Origin of the sequence: Paractinoplanes atraurantiacus (genome assembly GCF_900215205.1) — a bacterium.
Lineage (GTDB): Bacteria > Actinomycetota > Actinomycetes > Mycobacteriales > Micromonosporaceae > Actinoplanes > Actinoplanes atraurantiacus.
Genome location: NZ_OBDY01000007.1, coordinates 209753 through 233408 on the forward strand (window position 1 = coordinate 209753; position 23656 = coordinate 233408).

Here is a 23656-nt window from a genome sequence, read left to right on the forward strand (position 1 = left end):
GCGCACGTCGTTTATAGCGTCCTAGGATGATGAATTGGGGTCGGTGTGGTGGCGGGAAGTCCGGTGGTGTGGGGCCTAGGGTTGATCTCGCGATGAACGAGAACGACACCGCCTCCGAGACCCGTCCCTGCGCTCACTGTGGACGGCCTGTTCCGCAGCGCTCGTCGGCCGGGCGGCCCTTCCGGTACTGCCGGGACAACGACGGGGAGTGCCAGCGCGCCTCCCGCAACGTTCGCATGCGGCACCGGGCCTCGCCGGGGCTGGCCGGGCAGGTGGCCCGCACCTGGGAGGTGGTCGACCGGCTCGATCAGCTCGTGGGCGGGCTGTCCGAGGCGCTGCACTCCGAGCTCTCCCCCGCCGGCGTCGAACGTCAGGTGGCCGAGATCCGGGCCGAGACGTCGGGGAGCATCGCCGCGGCCCACACCGAACGCGACGACGCCCGCCGCGACGCCGAGCGGGCGGCCGCCGAGGCGTCGGCCGCTCAACAACTGGCCGCGGCCGCCACCGCGGAACGCGACGAGGCGCAGCATCAGGCCGAGGAGTCGGCGCGGGTGGCCGAGCAGGCCGCCAAGGACGCCGAGCAGGCGCAGGCCGAGCGCGACGAGGCCCGCCGGGAGGCCACGGCCGCGGCGGCGCTCAAGGAACGGGCGGAAGCCGACCGGGACGCGGCCCGCGACGAGCTGGCGGTCGCGCGGTCGGAGCTTCAGGACGTACGCCGTGACCGTGAGGCCACCGAGCGGGACCTGGCCGCCGCGCTGCGCGACGCCGAGACCGCCGCCCAGCGGGGTGAGCAGCTGCGCCGCGAACGTGACGCCGCCCGCGACGAGTCCCGCCGCCTCGACGCCGAGCTCGCCACCGCCCGCCGCGAGGCCACCGAGCAGCGTGAGACGGCAGACAAGACCCTTGCTGGTGTACGCCGGGACGCCGCCGACAACCGCAAGGCCTTCGAGGCCGAGCTGGCCCAGGCCCACCGCGACATCGCCGAGGCCCGCGCCGAACGCGACGCCCTGCGCGCCCTGCGCGACGACCTGGACCGAGCCGCCCGCGACCGCGCCGACCTCGAACGCCGCCTAGCCACGGCCCAGTCCGACGCCGAGACCGCACAGACCCGCGCCGCCCAACTGTCCACCCAGGTCAGCGACCTGGCCTCCGCCCTGGCCTCACTCGGCAGCACTCGCCCGGCCCCGACCCAGCCCGGCCCGGCCGACCACACCCCGGCCCAACCGTCCCCCGCATAAGCCACCCTTCCCACCCGATCAGCACCGGCTCAACCCGATCAACACCGGCTCAGCCCGACACCCACCGCACCCATCACGTCGACCCAGCCCATCCAGCACGGGCTCACTTTCACCCGAGACGCTGGCCCAGCCCCGGCTCGGGCTCGCGCGAGACACCACCCCAGCTCAGGCGTCGCCCACATGAGCCGTCCAGCCCCGGCCCGGGGAGATGACGCTGACCACGCCGACGGGGTAGCAGCGGCGGCTCACCCCCTCGCTCGCCTGGGTCGACGGTTATGGCGGCGCGGGCGTCAAGGTCGACGCTTCACCGGGCATAGGCAGCAGGACGGCGCCTTATCGGGCACCGGCAGCGGGACTGCACGGGGCCGCGATGTGGGTGACCACCGAACCGGCCGCAGGCCGGTGAGGAGGGTGAGTGGCAGCCAGCCGGCCGTTGCGGCGGGCTCGGGTCGGCTGCGGTCGGGGGCGGCCTCGCTCCGTACCTCCGAGGGGTGAAAGGGGTCGTCTCGAACGTCCCGAGCGCATAGTCTGCGGCTGATCGTGACGGAATCCACAGCGAAGTTTGCCCGGGTCTTGCCGGTGGCCGTCGCCGTGAAGGACGGCGAGCCGCGATCGCGGCAGCAAGGGGCCGGTTCCGGGCAGTGGGTGAAGAGTGCTCATCTTGGGCGGCGCGTGGACGAATATTGCCCGGCGAGGAGCGGAACTGGGTGGCGATTCGGGAAAAACTCGACCGAGTGACCGAAGTCGCAACAACTGTAGAACACCCATAGGCCGTAAAGTGGACCAAGGTCCACTTCGGCGGGGGTGCGGTATGCCGGGTAAGGGCCTCGGGCGGCTACGCTCGTAGCGTTAACACTGCCGTCACAACGGCAGGGTTGTCGTAAACGCAGGGCTGTCACAACGAACGCTGTAGACCCGGCGACCGCAGGAATCCCGCGGCCGCCCCTTTCGTTACACCAACGAGAGCAGCACCACGAGCGAGGGGAAGCCAATCATGGGCGAACGCATGCTGCGCGGCAGCCGTCTTGGCGCGGTCAGCTACGAGTCCGACCGCAACACGGAGCTGGCGCCCCGGCAGACCCGAGAGTACCTCTGCGTCAAGGGTCACCAGTTCGAGGTGCCGTTCGCCGTCGACGCCGAGGTGCCCACCACCTGGGAGTGCAAGTTCGACGGCAGCGTCGCCCGCCTGGTCGACGGCAGCGAGCCGGAGCAGAAGAAGGCGAAGCCGCCGCGCACCCACTGGGACATGCTCCTGGAGCGGCGTTCGATCTCGGAGCTCGAGGACATCCTCAACGAGCGCCTTCAGGAGGTCCGGACCCGTCGAGGCCGGTAACCACTAACGCGAAAAGGCCGTTCCGGGCAAATCCGGAACGGCCTTTTCGCGTGAAAGAAGCGGTCAGCGCAGGACTTCGCCCTCGACGATCTCGCCTTCGATGGCCGCTGCGGGCTTGCGATCGGCCGGGCGGTCCTCGTCGACAACGACGATGGGGTCGCCGGGGCGGACGCGGACCTTGCGCGGGCCGAACGCGTCGAAGCCGACGAACCGGGTCGCGTAGCGCTCCACGCCGCGGCGGGCCAGTTGACGGCCCGGCGGAAGCAGGAGCAGCAGGCCGGCGACGGCGGTGATGAAGCCGGGGATGGCCAGCAGCAGGGCGCCGCCCAGGCCGACCAGCGAACGGATCACCTCGTCGCCCGGCGGGCGGCCCTCGACCGACGCGGCCTGGAAGCGGCGCCAGCCTTTCATGCCCTCACGGCGCAGCAGCGCCATGCCGGTCAGGCTGGCCGCGGCGGCCAGCAGGATCGCCCAGCCGCCACCGATGGCGTGGGCGACGAGGATGAACACGATGATCTCGGCGATCGCCAGCAGGGACAGCCCCGCCGGCAACAAAGCCAGGCCTCGACGACGCATGGGGACCTCCGGGCTCGCAGCGACCTCTAAAGCATGACACGCCCGCGCCCGGTCACGGCCAGGTCGAACCCTCGCGGCGGCTCTTGCCGAACCGGGCCTTGAGCGCCTCCCGGCGGGTCTGCACGCCCCACAGGGTCACCCTGAGCAGCTGTTCCTTGAAGATGTTGCCGCTCATCTTGCTGACGCCGTGTTCGCGCTCGGTGAACGTGATCGGCACCTCGGCCATCCGGAAGCCCGCCTTGTACGAGCGCCAGGCCAGCTCGACCTGGAACGAGTAGCCGGTGGAGGCGACCGTCTCGACGTTGATCGCGTCGAGCACCGGCATCCGGTAGGCCCGGTAGCCGCCGGTGGCGTCCCGGAACGGCATGCCCAGCGCCATCTTGATGTAGATGTTGCCGCCGCGCGAGAGCAGCAGCCGGTGCAGCGGCCAGTTGTGCACGCTGCCACCCGGAATGTAGCGGGTGCCCAGCACCGCGTCGGTGTCGCGCAACGCGTCGAGCAGCTTCGGCAGCTCCTCGGGCGCGTGCGAGCCGTCGGCGTCCATCTCGACGACCGCGTCGTAGCCCTTGTTCTTGGCCCAGGCGAAACCGGCCTTGTAGGCGGCGCCCAGGCCCTCCTTGCCGGCCCGGTGCAGCACGAAGATGTGATCGTCGGCGGCCGAGATCTCGTCGGCGATCGCGCCGGTGCCGTCGGGCGAGTTGTCATCGGCGACGAGGATGTCCACCGACGGGACCGCACGGCGGGTCCGCTCGGTGATCAGGCGGATGTTGTCCGCCTCGTTGTAGGTCGGGATCACCACGAGGACCCGCCCCACCCCCGGGTAGCCTTCCGCCTCGCTCACCGTGCCTCCGCATCGTCGCTGGTCATACGCCGGCGGCGCCGCAGGGGCAGCACACCGGCCAGGGCCGTGATCGCGAGAGCGACCATGACCATCTCGGGCCAATGGCCCAAACGAGTCGCCAGCGTAGTCGTATCGCCCACGTGCATGTCACGCACCATCACCGCGCCGACGTTGAAGCCGCTGGAGTCGTACACCTGACCGGCCGTGCCGGCGAACGCCGACACCCCGACGGTGGACACCATCAGCGCCTCCCGGCCGTGCTCGACGGCCCGCAACCGCACCATGGCCAGCTGCTGGCGGGCCTCGGCCTCGTTGAAGGTCGCGTTGTTGGTCTGCACGGCCAGCACCTGCGCGCCGCCCACCACAGTGTCGCGGACGATGTCGTCGTACGCCACTTCGAAGCAGATGACGTCGCCGATGCTCAGGGCACCCGATCGGATGACGCCGGGGTGGTCGCCGGAGAGCATGTTCTTGACCAGGTCGACCTTGTCGGAGACGAACCGGGCGACCGAGCGCAGCGGCATGTACTCGGCGAACGGCACCGGGTGGCGTTTGACGTACACCTGGGCCAGGTCGGGGCCGGTGCCCGGGTTCCACAGGATGCCGGCGTTCTTGATGTCGGCCGGCTTGTCGGTGCGCAGCACGGTGCCGACCAGGATGGGCGCGCCGATGGCGTCGGCCGCGTCGGAGATCTGCTGGGCGGCGTCGGCGTTGCGCAGCGGGTCGATGTCGCTGGAGTTCTCCGGCCAGACGACCAGATCGGGCTTGGGCGCCTTGCCGGCGGCGACGTCGAGAGCGAGCTGCTTGGTGGCCTGTACGTGGTTGTCGAGCACCGCCCGGCGCTGCGCGTTGAAGTCGAGGCCGAGGCGGGGCACGTTGCCCTGCACGACCGCGACGGTCTGGGTGGGGCCGCCGGCCTTGGCCACCGGCACGAGCAGCGGCCCGGCGATCAGGGCGGCCACAGCCAGCGCGTAGCCGCCCGCGTGCCAGGACCAGCGCCGTCGCCACACGAGAGCCACCAGGGCGCCCCCGGCGGCCGCCACGGCGAAGGTGACCAGCGGGGCGCCGCCCCACGCCGCGAGCCGAAGCGCCGGAGAGGAATCCTGGCTGAAGGCGAGCCGCCCCCACGGGAACCCGCCGAACGGGGCGCGGTCACGGGCCGCCTCCTGCGCCACCCACAGCAGGCCCAGCACGGGCGGCCACAAAGCCCGCCGGCGATCCAGCAGCGGCGACAGCCAGGCCGTGGCGACACCGGTCAGGCCGAGGAAGCAGGCCTCGGCCAGCGACAGCAGCATCCACGGCAGCCAGCCGGCGGCGATGCGGGTCCAGTCGAGCAGCGGCACGAACAGCACCGCCCCGGCGATGAAGCCCATGCCGAAGGCGCCGCCGAGACGCCGGCGGTGGGTGGCCGCGGCCAGCAGGGCCACACCGGCCGGCGAGAGCCACCACAGGCCGTACGGGGGAAGGGCGACGAGCAGCGCGAGACCCGCGAGCACGGCCAGCGCGTACGCGTACCTCCGCCGGATCGGCGGTGGCGGGTCGGTGTGCGCCGTGACCAGCGGCGCAGCCGGGGGCTGCAACGTCATCTCCACCCGCGAGAGGCTACCCGCAGCCGATAACGGCACGGCCTACAGATGGACAGAGGCGCGGCCCTGGAAGGCCGCGCCTCACATCCGATTCCTCTCCCGCACACGGCCGGTGGGAACAGCCGGAGGTCGCGGGCACCTTCGGACCGGCCCGCGCCGGGCTGGCTGCCCGCCGGCGTGCCGTTGTCTACTGGCGCCGCTCACTCCCCTGCCCCACCGCGGTCGCGACCGGTCCGCCGCCGCCCCGCCGACCCCCACCCCCTGGACCTGGCTGAACGCGCGACCCCTGCGAGGACTGCGGGCCAGTGGGCGGAGGAACGGAGCGAACAGAGTCGCTGCCGTGCTCAGGATTCGACGACGGTACGTCGCCTACCCGCCCCTCTGTCAACCGCCACCCCCGGGCTCGGGCGTGTCGCGTTCCCCGGCGTGTCATGCCCTGTACCTGATCGGGCTACAGGCTGTTCACGAGGGCCGCCGCGACGTGAGGGTGATCATTAGCGAGCAGGCCGGCGGCGGCCAGCACGTACTGCCCGTCGACGACCGTGCGCGCCCCGGACGGGGCGGCCCAGCCCCCGGCCGTGTCGGACAGGACCGCGTCCAGCACATATGCGCCGCCGCCGTGCCGCAGCACCCCGCCCGAGCCGACCACCAGGCGCACGTCGCGCAGGTCGCGGCCCCCGGTGCGGGGCTGACCGGGACCGGACGAGTGGCCGCGGGCGTGCCGCCGCAGGGCGATCGTGGCGGCCGCCGCGGCTAACCCACGGTCACCGGGATCCGTTAGTGCCAATTTCTCGGCGGCGGCCGCGGCGATCGTGCCCGCGGCGCCGACGGCGACCCCCAGATCGCCCTCCACGGTCCGGGAACGCCACAGGGTGCCCGCGACGTCCCGGCGGGGCCCGGACTCGCTCTCCGCGTCCGGCAGCAGGGCCGAATAGACGTCGGTGGTGGCGCCGCCGACATCGACGACGAGGACGCCGGCGCCGGTGACGTCCGCGAGCAGTTCGACGCCGGCGAGCACGGCGTCGGGGGTGGCGGCCCGCACGAGGCCGGTGAAGCGTCTGCCCTTGGACAGGCGCTTGCCGCCGATCACGTGCTGGAGGAAGACGTCGCGGATCGCCGCCCGGGCCGGGCCGGGGTCGAGCACGCCGATTCTCGGGAGCACGTTGGAAGCGACGGTCACCGGGCCGTACAGCAGCGCCGCCGCCTCGTCACGCACGTCAGCGTTGCCGGCCACCACCACCGGCACCTTGATCCGGGCGTTTCCGAGCCGCTTGGCGTTGTGCAGCAGCGTGTCCCCGTCGCCACCGTCGGTGCCGCCGACCAGCAGGATCACGTCGGGCCTGGACGCGCGCAAATCCGACATGTCCGAAGCAGCCAGGCGGCCCGCCGCCACATGCACGACCTGCGCGCCCGCCGACAGACCCACCCGGTGCCCGGCCTCGGCGGTCACCAGAGACTCGTAGCCGACGACGGCGAGCCGCAGACCTCCGCCGGCGGACGAGCAGACGTACAACGGGCAATCGAGGCCGCCGACGGCCGTGACCGCCTCGTCCAGCCCGGCCAGAACGTCGCTCGCGGTCGTTGTCGGCACCTCGGCCCGGCGCACCAGGGTGCCGTCGTGAAGATCGATCAGAGCGGCTTTGGTGTACGTCGACCCGACGTCGACGCACGCGACGGCGCCGCTCAATTCTTCGGCGGCACGACGACCGTCCCGGTGGCGGACACGGCGACGATCGGCGTCTCGAGGACCATCGCGCCCGACCCGCCGGTGCCCCGGCAGACCACCCGCGACTCGAACGCGATCTTCCGCGAACGGGTGCCCATCTTCACCACGGTCGCCGTGATCTCCAGGACGTCGCCGGCCTGCACGGGCGCCTTGAACTGCACGTCGTCGTACGAGGCGAACAGCCCCTCGTCCCCGTCGAGCTGGATGCACACCTCGGTCGCCACGTCGCCGAACAACCCCAGCGAGTACGCGCCGTCGACCAGGTTCCCGGCGTAGTGGGCGTGCGAGTACGGCACGTACCGCCGGTGCGTCACAGTGATCAATGGGGGCTCCCGATAAGCGCGTGGACGAGATAAGAGGCGACCTCGCGGGGTGTGGTGCCCCGCCCGAAGATCCGGTCGACGCCGAGCTCGGCCGCCATCAGCTCGTCGAAGCGCGGCCCGCCCACGATCAGCAGCGGCCGCTTGCCCGCCGGCAGCGCCTCACGGAACGCCGCCGACATGGCCCGGGTGTTCTGCAGATGCGCGTCGCGCTGGGTGACCACCTGCGACACCAGCACCGCGTCGGCCTTCTGCGCGCGGGCCGTCTCCACCAGGTCGGGCACCGACACCTGGGCGCCCATGTTGGTCACCGACAGCTCCCGGTAGTACTCCAGGCCCTTCTCCCCGGCGATCCCCTTGAGGTTGAGGATGGCGTCGATGCCCACGGTGTGCGCGTCGGTGCCGATGCAGGCGCCTACCACGTTGAGCCGCCGCCGCATCCGCCGCTTGATGACCGCGTTGACCTCTTTGGCGCTCAGCAGCGGATAGTCACGCTCCACCACCTGCACCTGATCGGTGTCGACGAGATGGCTGACCCGCCCGTAGACCACGAAGAACGTGAACCCGTCCCCCATCGGCTTGGCGTGCACCAGCAGAGCCGGGTCCATCCCCATCTTGTTGGCCAACTGCACAGCGGCCCCTTCGGCCCGCTTGTCATGCGGCACGGGCAGCGTGAACGACAGCTGCACCATCCCGTCCCCGGTCGTGTCCCCGTAGGGCCGAACGATGCTCATGCTTCCAGGGCCTCCGTCACGGGGTTGTAGTAGTCCTCGGCGTGCTTGGCCACGCCGTCCAGGCCCTTTCCGCGGTCGGCGGGGCGTTTCATGATGCCGAAGGTGCCGTCGGCGATGGCGGTCAGCAGAGTGTCGTCGACGATCTTGGCGAGCAGGTCGATGGCCTCGCCCAGCACAGCGTTGGCCCGCTGCTGGATGAAGCCGCCGGGGGCGGGCACGAAGTCCTCGTGCAGGTTGCCGGCGCCGGTCAGCACATAGCGCACGTTCTGCAGGGCGATGTCGCGGTCGGACAGCCACGGGGTGACCACGGCCTCGGTCATCATGCCGACCAGCAGGATGCCCTGGCCGGTCAGCGCGCCGACCAGGTTGAAGAAGCCGTCGAGCAGGTTGCCGCGGAAGACGTCGCCGGTCATGTGCTTGGTCGGCGGCATCCACTTCAGCGGGGCGTCCGGGAACAGCTCGCGGGCCAGCAGCGCGTGCGCCAGCTCCAGGCGGAACGACTCCGGCAACTCCGGGTTGATCTCGAAGGCGTGCCCCAGGCCGAGCTGCCAGTTCTCCAGGCCGGCCTCGTGCGCGAAGAACTCGTTGAGCAGCTGCGACACCGTCACCGTGTGGGCCGCCTCGACCGCGTCGGCCGTGGTCAGGTAGTTGTCCTCGCCGGTGTTGATGATGATGCCGGCGCGGGCGTGCACCTGGCGGCTGAACCGCTGGTCGACGAAGGTGCGGATCGGGTTGATGTCGCGGAACAGGATCCCGTACATCGAGTCGTTGAGCATCATGTCGAGCCGTTCCAGGCCGGCCAGCGCGGCGATCTCCGGCATGCACAGCCCGGACGCGTAGTTGGTCAGCCGCACGTAGCGGCCCAGCTCCTTCGACGTCTCGTCCAGCGCCGCCCGCATCAGCCGGAAGTTCTCCTGCGTCGCGTACGTGCCGGCGAAACCCTCCCGGGTGGCGCCCTCGGGCACGTAGTCGAGCAGCGACTGCCCGGTCGAGCGGATCACCGCGATCACGTCGGCGCCGGCCCGCGCGGCCGCCTGGGCCTGCGGGATGTCCTCCAGGATGTCCCCGGTGGCGACGATCAGATAGATCCACGGCCGCTGCTTCGGGTCCCCGTACCGCTTGATCAGGCGGTCGCGTTCGGCCCGGCGCCGGTCGATGACCTTCAGGCCGTCGTTGGTCGCCCTCCGCGCCAGCTTGCGGGCCGCGGTGGCTTCCGCTTTCTTCGGTGGTACGCCGAAGCGTACGGCCCCCGCGGCGGCCTTCTGCGCGAGCACCGTGATGTCGTCGACGCCGGTGCCGCGCATGGCGTGGAACACGGGCACGGCCACGCCGTGCTCGAGCCCCACGTCCGCGCGCACCGCGTCGACGAGCCGGTTCACCCAGGGGATGCCGTCCGAGTCGGCCCCGCGCACCCCGGCCAGGCGCAGCACCGCCCGCTCCACCGACACCGTCGTGTGCGAGCGCGCGAGGTCGACCACGGGCTGCCCCGCCCGCGCCGCGAGCGCGCGCGCCTCGCGCACCACCCGCGGATCCAGATCCAGCTTCCCCGCCATCCCTTATCCCTTTTCGTAGATCGTCTCGCCGTGCAGAACAGTGCGCCGGCACACCGGCTCACCCCCACCGGTCAAAACCGGCAGTCCTTCCCGTACGCCGTCCGGGGTGTCCCAGACCGCGAACGTGGCCGACGCGCCCGGCGCCAGCACACCCACCCCGTCGACACCGGCCGCCCGCCAGCCGCCGCGCGACGACGCCGCGAACGCCGCCCGCACACTCATCCGGTAGACCGGGTTGTGCGGGGCCACCGCCGCCCGCACCATCGCCCACGGGTCGAGCGCGGTCACCGGCGAGTCGGAGCCGAAGGCCAGCAGCACCCCGGTCGCGTGCATCGCGCCGATCGGGTTCGACGCCATCGCCCGCTCGACGCCGAGGCGCTGCGCGTACATCCGGTCCGGGCCGCCCCACAGCGCGTCGAAGACCGGCTGCACCGAGGCGATCACCCCGAACTCCACCATCCGGGCGATCATCGCCTTGTCGATCAGCTCGACGTGCTCGATCCGGTGCCGGCCCTCACGCAGCGCGTCGACGCCGATCTGCTTGGCCGCGAGGGCGAAACCCTCCAGCACGGTCTCGATGGCGGCGTCACCGATCGCGTGGAAACCGCCCTGCACACCGGCCCGCACACAGTCGAGCAGATGCTCGGCGGCCTGCTCGGCGCTCAGGAACGCCTCGCCGTGCCCGTGGTCACCGTCCAGGAAAGGCGCACGGACCGAGGCCGTACGGGATCCGAGCGCCCCGTCCGCGTACAGGTCACCGGCGGCGCCGGCCGCACCCAGGTCGCGGGCCTTCTCGGCCGCGCCCAGCTCACCCCAGTAGCCGAACACCTCGGGCAGGCCCTTCGACGACAGGGCGAGCACCGACGCGAAGTCCTCCTCGCTGGAGGTGCCGGGGCCGCCGCACTCGTGCACGGCGGCGATGCCCTTCGACGCCGCCAGCTCCAGCGCGGCCCGCTGGGCCCGCGAACGCTGGGCGGGCGTCAGGGAACCGAGCGCCACCGCCCGTACGGCGTGATGGGCCTGCTCCCGCACCCAGCCGGAAGCGTCGAACCCGGGCTCGCCCTCCGCGGCGCCCAGCAGCGAGGCGCTGGCGAGGGCGGAATGCACCGAGGCCTGCGACAGGTAGACCCGGCGGCCGCCGGCGGCCCGCTCGAGCTCGTCCGCGGTCGGCGGCGTCTGCTCGGCACCCCAGGTCGACTCGTCCCAGCCGTGACCGTGCACGACCGCGTCGGCGGCCCGCGTCTTCGCGAACGCGGCCACCGCGTCCAGCAGCTCGCCCGCCGACCGGGTCGCGGACAGGTCGAGGCCCTCGGCGGCCAGGCCCGTGTCCGTGGCGTGCAGATGCGCGTCCACGAAGGCGGGCGTGACCAGGGCGTTGTCGAGATCCACGGTCTGGTCGGCGCTGGGGGCGTCGTCGTTGTCGCCCAGCCAGGAGATCTTGCCGTCGCGGACCAGCAGGGCGGTGGCCCTGGGGTCGGCGGGTGAGTAGAGGCGGCCGTTGGTGTAGAGGACCTCAACTCGATTTGGCATGGGTTTTCCGCCGCGGGAAAGCTCAGTCATGGGCGTTAGTGTCCCGCGACGCGGGCCTCGAAGAGAGACCGGACCGCCGGGACGCGGCGCAGCAGGTCGACCGCGAACGCGGCGTGCCCGGGGACGTAACCGTTGCCGATCAGCATCGTCACGTCCGCGGCCAGGCCTTCCGCGCCCAGGGCGGCCGCCGAGAAGCTCGTCGCCATCGAGAAGAAGATCACCGTGCCGCCCTCGGCCGTGGCGAGAATCGCACCGTGCTCGCAGCCCGGCACGTCCACGCAGACGACGGTGATCGTCGCTTCGCTTTTCAATGCGCTCTTGACTGCTGCCGCCACCTCGACCGGGTTGCGGGCATCGGCGATCACGGCAGCGTCGGCGAGATCCTTCAGGCTCGCCCGCTCTTCTTCGTTGCGGACAATTCCGACAGTACGGGCTCCCGCGAGCCGGGCCGCGGTCAGCGCCAGGGAGCCGCTCTTGCCGGCGCCGCCGAGGACGGCCACCGTCGGGCTGTCCGGATATTTACGGACAACGCGGTCGGTCAGCGCGGGGGCACCGCACACGTCGTACACCGCCAGAGCCAGCTCGGACGCGAGATCGTCCGGCAGGACGCCGACGATGGAACGGCCGAAAAGAATCGCGGTGCCCTCGGCCGGCACCTGCTCGCTGAGGCCGTCCCAGTCCTTCAGGCCGTCGGTGATCACCAGTGGGGTCAGCGTCAGGGACACCAGCGTCGCGACCCGGTCCCCCGGCTTCACGCCCAGCGGCGACTCCGGCCCCACCGCGTCGACCACACCGATCAGCATGCCGCCCGAACCGGTCACCGGGTTGTGCATCTTCCCGCGCGTCCCGACGATCTGGAGCACCTCGGCCCGCACCTTCGCGCCGTCACCGCCGTGCTTCTCCGACAACTGCCGGAAGCTCGCCGCGTCGAGATTGAGCCGCTCGACCCGCACCCGCACCTCGTCCGCGCCGAGCTCCGGACGGGCGTCCAGGCGCCACGCCGCCTGCGGCAGCACCCCCTCGGGCGCCACCACCCGATCGAGTCCCACAGACCCCATCACACCCACCCATCGTAAAAATCAAGGAACCCGGAACGTATCCATACCGTAAATCCTCCGGCCAGACCTTCACTAGACCGAAAATCATCTTGTACGTTGAAGCGGTCAAACGATCGATCAGGAGGCACCGGTGGACGTCCAGCCCTATCTCTATGAGCGCCGCCCCCTGATCGAGCCGGACTGGACCCGGTTCCCCGGCTGGCGCGACGTCACCACCGCCCAGTGGGAGTCCGCCCAATGGCAGCGGGTCAACTGCGTCAAAAACATCAAGCAGCTGCGCGCCGTCATGGGCGACCTGCTCGACGAGCGCTTCTACACCGACCTCGAAACCGACCAGCAGCGCCTGGCCACCATGTCCATGCTGGTGCCACCCCAGATGCTCAACACCATGGTGCCCACCGGCGAGGTCACCACGGACGCGTTCTACGCCGACCCGATCCGCCGCTACATGATCCCCGTCGCCACCGACCGCCACCTCGACTGGCCGTCACACCCGCACGCCACCCGCGACTCCCTGCACGAGCACGACATGTGGGTCGCCGAGGGCCTCACCCACCGCTACCCGACCAAGGTCCTGGCCGAGCTCCTCTCGACCTGCCCGCAGTACTGCGGTCACTGCACCCGCATGGACCTCGTCGGCAACAGCACCCCCACCGTCGACAAACTGAAACTCACCCTCAAGCCGGTCGACCGCTACCAGGCCCACCTCGACTACCTCAAAGCCCACCCCGGCGTCCGTGACGTGGTCGTCAGCGGCGGCGACGTCGCCAACGTGCCCTGGAAGCAACTAGAGACGTACCTCATGGGCCTGCTCTCGGTCCCGACGGTCCGCGACATCCGGCTGGCCACCAAGGCGCTGATGGGCCTGCCCCAGCACTGGCTGCAGGACGACGTCGTCGAGGGCCTGCACCGCGTGGCCATCACCGCCCAGCGCCGCGGCGTCAACCTGGCCGTGCACACCCACGTCAACCACGTGAACTCGCTGACCCCGCTCGTCGCCCGGGCAGCACACATGCTCCTGGAAGTCGGCGTCCGCGACGTACGCAATCAAGGTGTTCTCATGCGAGGGGTCAACGCCACCACGGCCGACCTGCTCGACCTCTGCTTCGCCCTGCAAGGCGAGGCCGGCATCCTGCCGTACTACTTCTACATGTGCGACATGATCCCGCACGCCGAGCACTGGCGCGTGCCCGTCTGGCACGCACAGCAGCTGCAACACGACATGATGGGCTACCTGCCCGGATACGCGACACCGCGGATCGTCTGCGACGTCCCGTTCGTCGGCAAGCGCTGGGTGCACATGGTGTCCGAGTACGACCGCGAGCACGGCATCTCGTACTGGACGAAGAACTACCGCACGTCCATCGAACAGGACGACGCCGAGGCCCTGTCGAAGCTCTACGCCTACTACGACCCGATCGACACGCTGCCCGAGTCCGGCCAGGACTGGTGGCGCAAACAGCAGGCCAACGAGACGGCATGACGGCAACGGCCCCCGGGGATCACCCCGGGGGCCGTTCTCCTTCGGAACCCCACAGCAAGCTGCGGTCCCGCGTCCAGATCACTGGAAGGCGTCGCGAACATCCTTGCCGGCGTCCTTCACGTGCTCGCCCGCCTTCTTCGCGTGCGCCGCCGTCTCCTGCGCCTCACCCTCGACGACGAGCCGCTCGTTGTCGGTGGCCCGCCCCACGGCCTGCTTGGCCTTGCCGGTCAGCTCCTCGGCCTCGTTCTTGACCTTATCGGTGAAGCTCATCGTTCAACCTCCGTGGTAGTGCGGTTCTGACATCAAAGGTGCCCAAGTCCCCCGTTTCCAAAACCCGGCCCTTCTCGCCCCGCCCACTGCCTCCGCGCCCTCCGCGCGAAATCCAAGTGGGGATGTCGTTGATTCCTTTTTGGGTTTGCCGTGACCGAATGACGAGCCGCACCTCGCGTAGGGCATCCTAGGATACTGTGATAGATAAGATCCCTTTGTGACTGATCGCGCCGCACATGCCCAGTCGTTTGGTCCCGTCGCTGACCTCTACGAGCACGGCCGGCCCTCGTACCCCTCAAGCGCTCTCGACTGGCTTCTGCCGCCCGGCACGCCGCGCGTGGTCGACCTGGGCGCCGGCACGGGCAAACTGACCCGGCAGGTGCGCGAACGCGGGCTGCCGGTCACCGCGGTCGACCCGTCTGAGGGCATGCTGTCGCAGCTGCGCAAGTCGGTGCCGGGCGTGCCGGCCCTGCTGGGCAGCGCCGAGCGGATCCCGCTGCCCGACCACTCGGCCGACGTCGTGCTGGTGGCACAGGCCTGGCACTGGGTCGAGCCGGCCCAGGCCGCCCCCGAGATCGCCCGCGTCCTGTCCCCCGGCGGCCGGCTGGGCCTGCTGTGGAACCTGCGCGACGAGCGCGCCGACTGGGTCCGCCGCCTCGGCGAGATCATCAACAGCCCCGAGAACGACCGCGACACCACGATCGGCGCCCCCTTCGGCCCGGCCGAGATCGAACGCTTCGAATGGACCGACCTGATCGGCCCGGAACGCCTCATCGACATGGTGGCGTCCCGCAGCTATGTGATCCTGCTGGCCCCCGACGAGCGCGCGGCCCTGCTCAGCGAGGTCCGCAAACTGATCGCCACCCACCCCGACCTGGTCGGCCGCACGGAGTTCCGGCTCCCGTACATCACCGAATGCGCCCGAGCCTGGCTGCCCGCGTCATGAGACTGCGCCCGGCCGTCCGCGCCCTGCTGCTCAGCGGCGACGACCACATCCTGCTCTGCCGCCACCTCACCCCCGCCCGCGCCGTGTGGGCCCTGCCCGGCGGCAAGATCGAGCCCGGCGAGACCCACCTCGAGGCGCTGCGCCGCGAGCTGCTGGAGGAGGTGGGCTACACCCTGGACACCACACCACCACACGTGTGGCACCGCGTGGTCATGGACCCGGCCTACATACGGGGTTACGACGGAGCGATCCAGGACTATTTCCTCGTACGGACCGAGAAGTTCACACCGCGCGGCACGCTCACCGACGCCCAGCTGGCCGCCGAGAACATCACCGAGCTCCGCTGGTGGACGGTCCCGGAGATCGCCGCCTACCGCGGCCCCGACGTCTTCGGCCCCGGCGGCCTCATCACACCACTGACCGCCCTACTCACCAACGGCGTGCCGGCCCAGCCGATCACCCTCGAGGCCTGACCCGGCCCCAGACCAGCTCTCCTCGCTTCGTCACCGTCATCGGCGTCGCGAACTCCCGTGCCCGGCGCTGCGCCGACTGGCGGTCCAGTCAGCACCGGGCCGGTCGCGCCATCGCCGCCGAGGCGCGCCGCCACCCCGCTGTGCACGTCGCCGGCGGTCGAGTACGTCCTCGTCGCCGCCTGATCGTGATCAACCTGCAGGGCGAGCCGGTGATCCGCATGTTGTTCTCGCTGCGGCTGTCGTTCTCCGGCAAGGCGGTGCATAGGATCTTCTCCTCGGCGGCACTTAATCCGATCTTGGAGGAGCTGACCGGCACTAACCCGACACTCTCCAAGGCGGAGGCGAACGCGCCGCCGCCAGTGAGCACGGCGTCCGACACGCTCGCCTCGCCGGGTGGCTCGACGTCTACCTGCGTTTGCTCGGCCCCGACCCGCTCCGACGCCGGTAGCTACCTCGTCTACCGGCGCGGGCGGACTTCGCCGGCTCGGCGACGGCGCACCAAGGGACCTGGTCGGCTGGTTGATTTGTGGCGACGTCGAGGTGTGCGAGCCGTCGTCCTTGCCCGCGGCAGCGAGCGCGGCATCAGACTCTAACCGAACCGCCAGGCGACGATATTCGGGACGTTACCGTAGACGTCGCTGGGGTCGGCGTTGGGACGAGTGGGGTCGCACAAGTTCACGATGAGATCGTATTTGGGCAGTCCCCCTGTCGACGTTCCGGTGGGCTGGAGGCACGTGCCGGGGTAGGTCCGCTCGTAGTTGACGAATTTGACCCAGCCGAGGTCTGCTCGGCCGTACGCGTACCAGGTGGTGCCCGTCTCGCCGCAGGTACCGAGGCCCACTTTCAGCGTCGGCATGACCTTGAGGCAGTCGCCGGTGACCTTGTGCGTCAGTTGCATCCTGCCCGAGTCCCCGACTCGCCAGACCTGGTAAGCAGAGCCGCACCGGTGGAGGTAGGCGAGTTTTTCCTCGTTGCCGTCGAGGCACCAGCCGGGGTTTCCCACGTTCTCGTAGCGTGTGTCTCCGGCAGCGGACGCCGGTGCGGCGCCCAGCATGAGACTGGCGACGGCGACGATCATCACGACGCCGAGCGCGCCGATGCTTCTCAGGGCTTTCATGTCAATTCTGTCCTTTCGCAAACTGGGTCGATGTTGTTCTTCGGGACTCTGTTGCCTGCCACCTGTTCGGTTCGTGCTGTCCCCTGCCCTCCTTTCGGTGAGGGTGTCGGGGTGTCAGCCACGGGTGGGCCGGCGCCGCCCGTGTCGGATTTCGTGCCGGACCGCCTGGCTGACCCGGTCCTGTTTAGCGGCTTGAGCGTTGTCAGGCCCCTGACCGGGGTCGTCAGACAAACAACTCTGGACAACGCGGAGACAATTGATGACGAGCGATGAACGTCGTGGGGGTGCGGGGAGGTCGGGGGATGCCGAGGCCCGAGCGACCGTTGGACGGCTTGGACGGCCCGGTGGCGCGACTGGCGGCCGGGCTGCGGGAGTTGCGGGAGAAGGCGGGTAAGCCGGGTTACCGGCAGATGGCCGCGCGGGTGAACTACTCGGTGGCGACGCTGTCCGCGGCGGCGTCGGGACGGCGGCTGCCGACGCTGGAGGTGACGCTTGCGTATGTTGCCGCGTGTAACGGTGATCGTGAGGAGTGGGAGCGGCGCTGGCGGGAGGCCGAGCGTCTGAGCATGGCGCCGACCGCCGATCCGGGCACTGAGGCGAACGGGCGGGGGCGGTCGCCGTACCTGGGGTTGGCGTCGTTCAAGACGCAGGACGCCGGACTGTTCTTCGGCCGCGCCGTACTGGTGGACGAACTGGTGCGCCGCCTGCGGCAGCGGCGTTTCCTGGCGGTGTTTGGCCCGTCCGGGGTGGGTAAGTCGTCGCTGATGCGAGCGGGGCTGGTCCCGGCCGCAGGCGGGCCGGCACTGGTGTTCATGCCGGGGGCCCATCCGTTGGCGGAGCTGGCGCTGCACCTGGCCCGGCACGCCGGCGTGCCGGCCGGTGGGCTGCTCGACGAGCTACGTCAGGATCCGGCGCGGGCGTCGCTGATGGTCCGGCATGGTCTGCCCCACGGGCCGGAGGATGGTGATCTTCTGGTAGTGGTGGATCAGTTCGAGGAAGTGTTCGCGAGCGGTGTGGATCCGGGCGAGCGGGCAGATTTCATGGCCGCGCTGGTGGCGATGTGCCGGGAACCGGACGGCCGGGCCCGGGTGGTGCTGGCGGTACGCGCCGATCACTACACCCGGTTCACCGAGCACCCCGAATTGCTGGCCGCGCTGGCCGACGCGCAGGTGCTGATCGGCGGAATGAGCCCGGCCGAGCTGCGCGAGGCGGTGACCAAGCCGGCGGAGCGGCGCGGTGCCCGGGTGGAGGGTGCGCTGGTTGCCACGATCGTCGCGGAGGTCAGCGACTCGCCGGGTGGGTTGCCGCTGGCCGCGCACGCGATGCGGGAGGCGTGGCACCGCCGCCAGGGCTCGCTGGTCACCCTGGCCGGCTATCAAGCTGCCGGAGGTCTGGCCGGCGCGGTCGCACACACCGCCGAGGAGGCGTACGAGCGCCTGTCCGGCCAGGAACGCCTCGTCGCCCAGCGGGTGGTGCTGCGGATGGTCGATGTCGGACCGGACGGGTTGATCATCCGTCGGCGGTTGAGTCGTGCCGAGTTGGAGACGATCGAGTCGGCGCCGGCGGTGATCGAGGCGTTCGCGGCCGCCCGGCTGGTGAGCACCGGCCGGGACACTGTGGAGATCGCGCATGAGGCCCTGATCCGGGCGTGGCCGCGGCTGCGCGACTGGGTCGAGGAGAGCCGGGCCGGACTGCGCCTGCACCGCCAGCTCACCGAGGCGGCCGCAGCCTGGGAGTCGCTAGGCCGCGACGAGGGCGCTCTCTATCGAGGGCTGCGGTTGTCCACCACCGCGGACGCGGCGGACGCGAAAGTCATCGACGTGGCCGGCGTGGAAGGAGAGTTTCTGGAGGCCGGCCTCGCGTTGCGGGACCGTGAGGCGCGGCTGCGTCAGCGTCGCACGCGCCGGTTGTTCGCCGGGCTTTTCGCGGTCCTGACCGTCGTCTGCGTGCTCGCGACCGGGGCGGCCGTGGCCGCGCGGCGTGCCGCGACCGAGCGGGACCGAGCCGGGGCCGAACGGGACCGGGCCGTGGCGAGGGAACTGGCGGCCGGCGCGCGGGCCGAGCGGATGACCGATCCCGACCTGGCGCTGCTGCTCGCCTCGCGGGCGTACCGGCTTCATCCGGACGACCAGACCGAGTCGGTGCTGCGCCAGGCCACGGCCGACGCGCGCTCGACGTTGACGATGGAGGCGCACGACGCGGAGGTCTATTCGGTTGCTGTCAGCGGCTCCCGGGCCGCCAGCGCGGACACGTCCGGCGTGGTCAAGGTGTGGGATCTGCAGGGCCGTGCTCCAGCAATCAGCGCTCCCGTTCCTGGCATTTCGGTCGATTTTGGCCCGGACGGATCACTGGCGATCGCACATTTGAGCGGCCGGGTCGTGCTGTGGCGACCGGACTCCGGGGGCCCGCCACGGCCGCTGAACCCGCCGGCGCTCGCCGACGTGTCACGCTTGGCGTACAGCCCGGACGGCCGCTGGGTCGCCGCTTGCAGCGCCGATGGGCACGTTTACGTCTGGGACACCACGCGGGACGGGTCGCGAAGGGCGCTGCCCTACACGGGAGTCGCGTTCGACCTCGCCTTCGGTCCGGGTGGGCGTCTGGCCCTCGTCTCGGACGACGGCACCATCCGGATCTGGGACGTCGGCGGGACGGCTCCGCCCGTCGTGATCCGTCAGCCGGCGGCGGTCCCTCCCGACGCCGTGGCCATCAGCCCCGACGGCCGCAGGATCGCGGTCGGCGGGTACGAGAACGTCACGATCTGGTCCCTCGCCGGGCGCACCGGACCGCAGATCTACCACGGCCCGGAACTCTGGTACACCAGCGTGGCGTTCAGCCCGGACGGCCGCCACATCGCCGCGGGCACGAGCGAGCGAACCATCCGGATCTGGGACGTCTCCGACAGCACACCCGGCCCGGCGGAGCGCGGCGTGGCGCTGCGCGGCCACCGCGGCAGCGTGCAGGATCTGGCGTTCAGCCCGGACGGCCGCCGGCTGGTCTCCGGCAGCGACGACGCCACCGTGCGCGTCTGGGACAGCACTGCCGCCGCTCCCGCAACGGCCACCCTCCCGCGTCGCGCGCCCGGGGGTCAGATGCTCAGCGATGACGGGAGCTTCATGGCGGCGACCACCGAGTCCGGCACCATCTCCGTCTTCCCCACCCGTACGCCGCAGCACATGACGACACTGCGCACCGTCCCCTCGGGCCGGATGTTTCCCGCCGTCAGCGCGGGCGGGCGCAGCGTCGCGGCCGCGACCCTCGACACCGAGCAGATTCGCTGGTGGCGGCGGACGACAGACGACAGACCGGCGGTCCTTGAGTGCCGACGCCGGAGCGCGCCAACCACCAATGAGGTCGCCTTGAGTGACGATGGGCGGGTGCTCGCCGCCGCCTGCGGCGATGGCGAGATCCGCGTCTGGCGGGCCGGCGAGCGGCAGGTCGCCGGCCGGATCGACGGGTTCGGGCCGATCGCGATCAACCGGGACGCCACCCTGGTGGCACTGTTCCGGGATCCGCGGGATGTGGTGCTGTGGGATCCGGCGACCGGCCGGTTGGTGCGGACGCTGAAGGGCCACAGCGGGAGCGCCGATCGCGTCCGGTTCAGCCCGGATGGACGGCTGCTGGCCGTCGCGGGCGACGATGGAATGATCCGGGTCTGGACCGTCGCCGGGGACGACGACCCGGTCGTGCTCACCGGCACGGTCGGGCAGACCGCGGCGATCAGCTTCAGCCCCGACGGCAAGCTGATCGCCGACGTCGGCACGGACGGCGTGGTACGCCTGTGGAACACCGACGGCAGCGGCGAAGCCCTGACCTTGGACCAACCCGCCGACGCGAGCGAACTCGCCTTCAGCGCCGACGGACGCCAACTCATCACCCTGGTCGGAGCGACCTTCCGCTTCATGCCATGCGAGGTGTGCGGGCCCATCGACGAGGTCATCGCACTGGCCGCGCAGCGCACCACCCGAAACTTCACCCCGGAAGAGCGCGCGAAATACCTACGCGAACCCGAATAGGCCCCCAGCGTTCACCTGCCGCTCGATAGTCGGTATATCGACGTGATACCAATACCGCCGAGTGCTTGCTGACCGCTTGATCATCGGCGACACGAACGTCATCAAGAGGGCGAACTCGGTTCCCGGCCCGGCCGAACAGGGCATCGAGCAGGTCCGCGCCGGTGCTCAGCGCGAGATGGGCCAGGTCGGCGCCGAGTGGCGCCGCTCCCGCCGTTCCCCAGCCGAGCACCGTCGTCGTCTCTCCGCCGGCGACGAGGTTGCGGATGTGCAAGTCACCGTGCGACATCGGTCGCGTACGCGAGAAGCTCGCGCCGTCAACACGCCCAACGCCCCGGTCGCGTGCCGCCTGTGCGTTCCGGCCGGTCATGACCGGCCGGAACGTCTTGCCGGGCCGCGCAGACGGAGTCCATCAGTCGGGTGTGGCTCTCCGGGGCTGTCGTGGGCCTTGGGGTAGGCGCGCCGTCCAGAATCGAGCGTTGCCGCGAACCGGGCAAGCGTTCTCGCCGCCCGAAGCGAGCCGCGGGCGCTTCCATCAATGGCGCCATTCCCTGGGATCATTCGCTTCAGGAACGGCAGGGCCGGATGCCAGTTCCGGAGAAAGCCGCTGCGTGAAAGAGTGAACGCGCTCCGCCGAGATGATCAAACGCTTTCCATCCGCAGATCCGTATGCTCACCGGCGAGCTTCAGCCCGCGGCAAGGGCGTCCACCAACCGCCGGGCCGAGCCGGCCAGGTTCCAGCGCTCGGCCAAAGCCAGCAGCGCGTCCGGGTCCTTCGGGGCGCGGGGCATGGCCGGGTCGAAGTCGGGGAGCTTCACGTCGAGGGCGACCTTGCACACCGGCAGTGCCTTGTCGAGGTACTCCCGGGCGCCGGCCAGTTTTGTCTTGAGGCCGGGGGCGAAGCCGGCCGCGGGGTCGTCGAGGGCGGCCAGGATCTCGGTCACGCCGCCGTAGCGGTTGATCAGCCGGGCCGCTGTCTTCTCGCCGACGCCGGGGACGCCGGGCAGGCCGTCGCTCGGGTCGCCGCGCATGGCCGCGAAGTCGGCGTACCAGCGGGCGGGCACGCCGTATTTCGTCTCGACCAGGGCGTTGTCGGCGTCCTCGAGTTTCGCCACGCCGCGCCCGCAGTACAAAAGCCGCGTTTCACGTGAATCGTCGACCAACTGGAACAGGTCGCGGTCGCCGGAGACGACCTCGACCGGGGCCGGCTGGGTGGCCGCCAGGGTGCCCAGCACGTCGTCCGCCTCGTACCCCTCGACGCCGAAGGCGGGAATGCCCACCGCGGCCAGGGTCTCCAGCAGGATCGGGACCTGGCGCTCGAGCGAGGCCGGTACCTCCTCGACGTCGCCGTGGGCGACCCGGTGCTTCTTGTACGACGGCACGAGCGCCACCCGCCAGGCGGGCCGCCAGCTCGCGTCGAGCGCGCAGACCACCCGATCGGGGTGCCTGGTGCGGATCAGCTGGGCCAGCATGTCGAGGAAGCCGCGGATCGCGTTGACCGGCTCGCCGGCGCTGGTCTGCGCCGCCTTCTCCGGAATGCCGTGGAAGGCGCGAAAGTAGAGGCTGGGGGCGTCGACCGCGAGCAGAGGCTTCACGAGGACACCATAGGGTATCGCGCACCTTAGTTAACGTTAGTTAAGCTGGCGGATGTGACGGTAGACCGGCTCCTGCCCACGCCCGAGGCCCACGATCTGCTCGACCTGACCCGCGAGCTCGCCACCCGCGAGCTGGCCGGCAAGGCGGCCGATTTCGAGGCCCGCGGCGAGTTCCCCCGCGACGTGCTGCGCACGCTCGGCCGCTCCGGCCTGCTCGGGCTGCCCTACCCCGAGGAGGTGGGTGGCGCCGCCCAGCCGTACGAGGTCTATGTCCAGGTCCTGGAGATCCTGGCCGGCTCGTGGCTGGCCATCGCCGAGTCGGTCAGCGTGCACACCCTGTCGTGTTATCCGGTGTTCGCGCACGGCAGTGAACGCCAGCGCAAGTCCCTGCCCGACATGCTCGGCGGCGAGCTGCTCGGCGCGTACTGCCTCTCCGAGCCCCAAGGCGGCTCCGACGCCGCCTCGCTGCTGACCCGGGCGGTCCCCGACGGCGACGGCTGGCGGCTCGACGGCACGAAAGCCTGGATCACCCACGCCGGTCACGCCGACTTCTACAACGTCTTCTGCCGCACCGGCGGCCCCGGCCCCAAGGGCATCTCCTGCGTGATCGCCGACGCCGGCACTCCCGGCCTCCAGCCGCAGAAACCCGAGCGCACCATGGGCCTGCGCTCGTCGGCTCCCGCCCAGATCGTCTTCGACGGCTGTCATGTGCCCGCCGACCGCCTGGTCGGCGCCGAGGGCATCGGCTTCACCATCGCCATGGAGGCCCTCGACGCCGGCCGCCTCGGCATCGCCGCCTGCGCCGTCGGCCTGGCCCAGGCCGCCCTCGACTACGCCACCTCGTACGCCCAGGAGCGCGTCCAGTTCGGCCGCCCCATCGGCGACTTCCAGGGCGTCGGTTTCATGCTGGCCGACATGGCCACGCAGATCTCCGCCGCCCGGGCTCTGCTGCTGCACGCGGCCCGTCTGAAGGACGCCGGCCGTCCCTTCTCGATCGAGGCGGCCAAGGCCAAGCTGTTCGCCACCGACACGGCCATGCGCGTCACCACCGATGCGGTCCAGGTGCTGGGCGGCGCCGGCTATGTCGCCGATCATCCGGCCGAGCGCTGGTTCCGCGAGGCGAAGGTGCTGCAGATCGTCGAGGGCACCAACCAGATCCAGCGCTTGGTGATCAGTCGCTCTTTAACTCATCCGGTACGGAGTTAGCCACCCGCGCACGGTCCACGGACGCGATCTTCGCGGGGGTACGGCCTGCTGCCGCGTCTTC

At 70.9% G+C, this 23656-nt stretch carries 21 protein-coding genes; 8 read left to right on the forward strand and 13 right to left on the reverse strand.

From position 1 onward, the window contains the following. Positions 1-92 precede the first annotated feature (92 nt). Together CRP55_RS18840 and CRP55_RS18845 are read left to right on the forward strand one after the other, a co-directional pair. A complete protein-coding gene (locus CRP55_RS18840) occupies positions 93-1238 on the forward strand; it encodes a coiled-coil domain-containing protein (RefSeq protein ID WP_097321394.1) in 1146 nt (381 codons plus the stop codon). A gap of 994 nt (positions 1239-2232) precedes the next feature. Beyond that, positions 2233-2571 (forward strand): RNA polymerase-binding protein RbpA, encoded by a 339-nt coding sequence (locus CRP55_RS18845; RefSeq protein ID WP_020517072.1) that lies wholly within the window; start codon positions 2233-2235, stop codon positions 2569-2571. 63 nt (positions 2572-2634) lie between these two features. On the opposite strand, the gene CRP55_RS18850 is transcribed toward CRP55_RS18845, so the two are convergent. The 9 genes from CRP55_RS18850 to kdd form a co-directional block, all read right to left on the reverse strand. Next, a complete protein-coding gene (locus tag CRP55_RS18850; protein ID WP_097321395.1) occupies positions 2635-3147 on the reverse strand; it encodes an FxsA family protein in 513 nt (170 codons plus the stop codon). A gap of 52 nt (positions 3148-3199) precedes the next feature. Continuing rightward, positions 3200-3988, reverse strand: coding sequence for a polyprenol monophosphomannose synthase (locus CRP55_RS18855; RefSeq protein WP_097321396.1), 789 nt, complete (start codon positions 3986-3988; stop codon positions 3200-3202). Further along, positions 3985-5574, reverse strand: a complete 1590-nt coding sequence (gene lnt, locus CRP55_RS18860) for an apolipoprotein N-acyltransferase (RefSeq protein ID WP_097321397.1) — start codon at positions 5572-5574, stop codon at positions 3985-3987. Before lnt ends, CRP55_RS18855 begins: the two co-directional genes overlap by 4 nt. 451 nt (positions 5575-6025) lie before the next feature. Beyond that, a complete protein-coding gene (locus CRP55_RS18865; RefSeq protein WP_097321398.1) occupies positions 6026-7261 on the reverse strand; it encodes a glutamate mutase L in 1236 nt (411 codons plus the stop codon). After that, positions 7258-7623: a 3-aminobutyryl-CoA ammonia lyase gene (gene kal / locus CRP55_RS18870; RefSeq protein WP_097321399.1), complete on the reverse strand. Its 366-nt coding sequence runs from the start codon at positions 7621-7623 to the stop codon at positions 7258-7260. Before kal ends, CRP55_RS18865 begins: the two co-directional genes overlap by 4 nt. Further along, positions 7620-8354 carry a lysine 5,6-aminomutase subunit beta gene (gene kamE / locus CRP55_RS18875; RefSeq protein ID WP_097321400.1) on the reverse strand — a complete coding sequence of 245 codons (735 nt, stop codon included), beginning with the start codon at positions 8352-8354 and terminating at the stop codon, positions 7620-7622. Before kamE ends, kal begins: the two co-directional genes overlap by 4 nt. After that, positions 8351-9907: a lysine 5,6-aminomutase subunit alpha gene (gene kamD, locus CRP55_RS18880; RefSeq protein WP_097321401.1), complete on the reverse strand. Its 1557-nt coding sequence runs from the start codon at positions 9905-9907 to the stop codon at positions 8351-8353. The genes kamE and kamD overlap by 4 nt, the downstream gene beginning before the upstream one ends. Before the next feature lie 3 nt (positions 9908-9910). Further along, a complete protein-coding gene (locus CRP55_RS18885; RefSeq protein WP_245923153.1) occupies positions 9911-11437 on the reverse strand; it encodes an amidohydrolase in 1527 nt (508 codons plus the stop codon). 35 nt (positions 11438-11472) lie between these two features. Continuing rightward, positions 11473-12495, reverse strand: coding sequence for an L-erythro-3,5-diaminohexanoate dehydrogenase (gene kdd / locus CRP55_RS18890; protein WP_097321542.1), 1023 nt, complete (start codon positions 12493-12495; stop codon positions 11473-11475). Between the two features lie 112 nt (positions 12496-12607). On the opposite strand from kdd, the gene CRP55_RS18895 reads away from it, so the two are divergent. Then, on the forward strand, positions 12608-13978 hold the full coding sequence (locus CRP55_RS18895) for a KamA family radical SAM protein (protein ID WP_438865801.1): 1371 nt from the start codon (positions 12608-12610) through the stop codon (positions 13976-13978). 78 nt (positions 13979-14056) lie between these two features. On the opposite strand, the gene CRP55_RS18900 is transcribed toward CRP55_RS18895, so the two are convergent. After that, positions 14057-14248 carry a CsbD family protein gene (locus CRP55_RS18900; RefSeq protein WP_097321404.1) on the reverse strand — a complete coding sequence of 64 codons (192 nt, stop codon included), beginning with the start codon at positions 14246-14248 and terminating at the stop codon, positions 14057-14059. A gap of 217 nt (positions 14249-14465) precedes the next feature. Here CRP55_RS18900 and CRP55_RS18905 point away from each other — a divergent pair, with 217 nt between their 5' ends. The 3 genes from CRP55_RS18905 to CRP55_RS52180 all read left to right on the forward strand — a co-directional run bounded on the left by CRP55_RS18905 (position 14466) and on the right by CRP55_RS52180 (position 16260). Continuing rightward, the gene (locus CRP55_RS18905; RefSeq protein WP_097321405.1) at positions 14466-15194 is read left to right on the forward strand and encodes a class I SAM-dependent methyltransferase; all 729 of its coding nucleotides are present in this window, start codon (positions 14466-14468) and stop codon (positions 15192-15194) included. Next, positions 15191-15667 (forward strand): NUDIX domain-containing protein, encoded by a 477-nt coding sequence (locus tag CRP55_RS18910; RefSeq protein WP_097321543.1) that lies wholly within the window; start codon positions 15191-15193, stop codon positions 15665-15667. Before CRP55_RS18905 ends, CRP55_RS18910 begins: the two co-directional genes overlap by 4 nt. A 185-nt stretch (positions 15668-15852) precedes the next feature. Continuing rightward, the gene (locus tag CRP55_RS52180) at positions 15853-16260 is read left to right on the forward strand and encodes a hypothetical protein (RefSeq protein ID WP_143234725.1); all 408 of its coding nucleotides are present in this window, start codon (positions 15853-15855) and stop codon (positions 16258-16260) included. Here CRP55_RS52180 and CRP55_RS18915 read toward each other — a convergent pair. Next, positions 16257-16784: a ricin-type beta-trefoil lectin domain protein gene (locus tag CRP55_RS18915; protein ID WP_097321406.1), complete on the reverse strand. Its 528-nt coding sequence runs from the start codon at positions 16782-16784 to the stop codon at positions 16257-16259. The genes CRP55_RS52180 and CRP55_RS18915 overlap by 4 nt on opposite strands. A gap of 302 nt (positions 16785-17086) precedes the next feature. Here CRP55_RS18915 and CRP55_RS18920 point away from each other — a divergent pair, with 302 nt between their 5' ends. Further along, positions 17087-20797 carry an nSTAND1 domain-containing NTPase gene (locus CRP55_RS18920; protein ID WP_179855243.1) on the forward strand — a complete coding sequence of 1237 codons (3711 nt, stop codon included), beginning with the start codon at positions 17087-17089 and terminating at the stop codon, positions 20795-20797. Here the strand turns inward: CRP55_RS18920 and CRP55_RS56240 are convergent. Continuing rightward, positions 20754-21164 (reverse strand): phosphotransferase, encoded by a 411-nt coding sequence (locus CRP55_RS56240; protein ID WP_143234727.1) that lies wholly within the window; start codon positions 21162-21164, stop codon positions 20754-20756. The genes CRP55_RS18920 and CRP55_RS56240 overlap by 44 nt on opposite strands. A gap of 316 nt (positions 21165-21480) precedes the next feature. Continuing rightward, positions 21481-22389, reverse strand: coding sequence for a 5'-3' exonuclease (locus CRP55_RS18925; RefSeq protein WP_097321408.1), 909 nt, complete (start codon positions 22387-22389; stop codon positions 21481-21483). A gap of 54 nt (positions 22390-22443) precedes the next feature. On the opposite strand from CRP55_RS18925, the gene CRP55_RS18930 reads away from it, so the two are divergent. Beyond that, positions 22444-23595, forward strand: a complete 1152-nt coding sequence (locus tag CRP55_RS18930) for an acyl-CoA dehydrogenase family protein (RefSeq protein ID WP_097321409.1) — start codon at positions 22444-22446, stop codon at positions 23593-23595. Positions 23596-23656: the final 61 nt, after the last annotated feature.

Bases quoted from the DNA above. Each gene is read 5' to 3' on its own strand.
- CRP55_RS18840 (WP_097321394.1), top strand. From the start codon at position 93: ATGAACGAGAACGACACCGCCTCCGAGACCCGTCCCTGCGCTCACTGT.
- CRP55_RS18845 (WP_020517072.1), top strand. From the start codon at position 2,233: ATGGGCGAACGCATGCTGCGCGGCAGCCGTCTTGGCGCGGTCAGCTAC.
- CRP55_RS18850 (WP_097321395.1), bottom strand. From the start codon at position 3,147: ATGCGTCGTCGAGGCCTGGCTTTGTTGCCGGCGGGGCTGTCCCTGCTG.
- lnt (WP_097321397.1), bottom strand. From the start codon at position 5,574: ATGACGTTGCAGCCCCCGGCTGCGCCGCTGGTCACGGCGCACACCGAC.
- kamE (WP_097321400.1), bottom strand. From the start codon at position 8,354: ATGAGCATCGTTCGGCCCTACGGGGACACGACCGGGGACGGGATGGTG.
- kamD (WP_097321401.1), bottom strand. From the start codon at position 9,907: ATGGCGGGGAAGCTGGATCTGGATCCGCGGGTGGTGCGCGAGGCGCGC.
- CRP55_RS18885 (WP_245923153.1), bottom strand. From the start codon at position 11,437: ATGCCAAATCGAGTTGAGGTCCTCTACACCAACGGCCGCCTCTACTCA.
- kdd (WP_097321542.1), bottom strand. From the start codon at position 12,495: ATGGGGTCTGTGGGACTCGATCGGGTGGTGGCGCCCGAGGGGGTGCTG.
- CRP55_RS18900 (WP_097321404.1), bottom strand. From the start codon at position 14,248: ATGAGCTTCACCGATAAGGTCAAGAACGAGGCCGAGGAGCTGACCGGC.
- CRP55_RS18910 (WP_097321543.1), top strand. From the start codon at position 15,191: ATGAGACTGCGCCCGGCCGTCCGCGCCCTGCTGCTCAGCGGCGACGAC.
- CRP55_RS18915 (WP_097321406.1), bottom strand. From the start codon at position 16,784: ATGAAAGCCCTGAGAAGCATCGGCGCGCTCGGCGTCGTGATGATCGTC.
- CRP55_RS18920 (WP_179855243.1), top strand. From the start codon at position 17,087: ATGCCGAGGCCCGAGCGACCGTTGGACGGCTTGGACGGCCCGGTGGCG.
- CRP55_RS56240 (WP_143234727.1), bottom strand. From the start codon at position 21,164: ATGACCGGCCGGAACGCACAGGCGGCACGCGACCGGGGCGTTGGGCGT.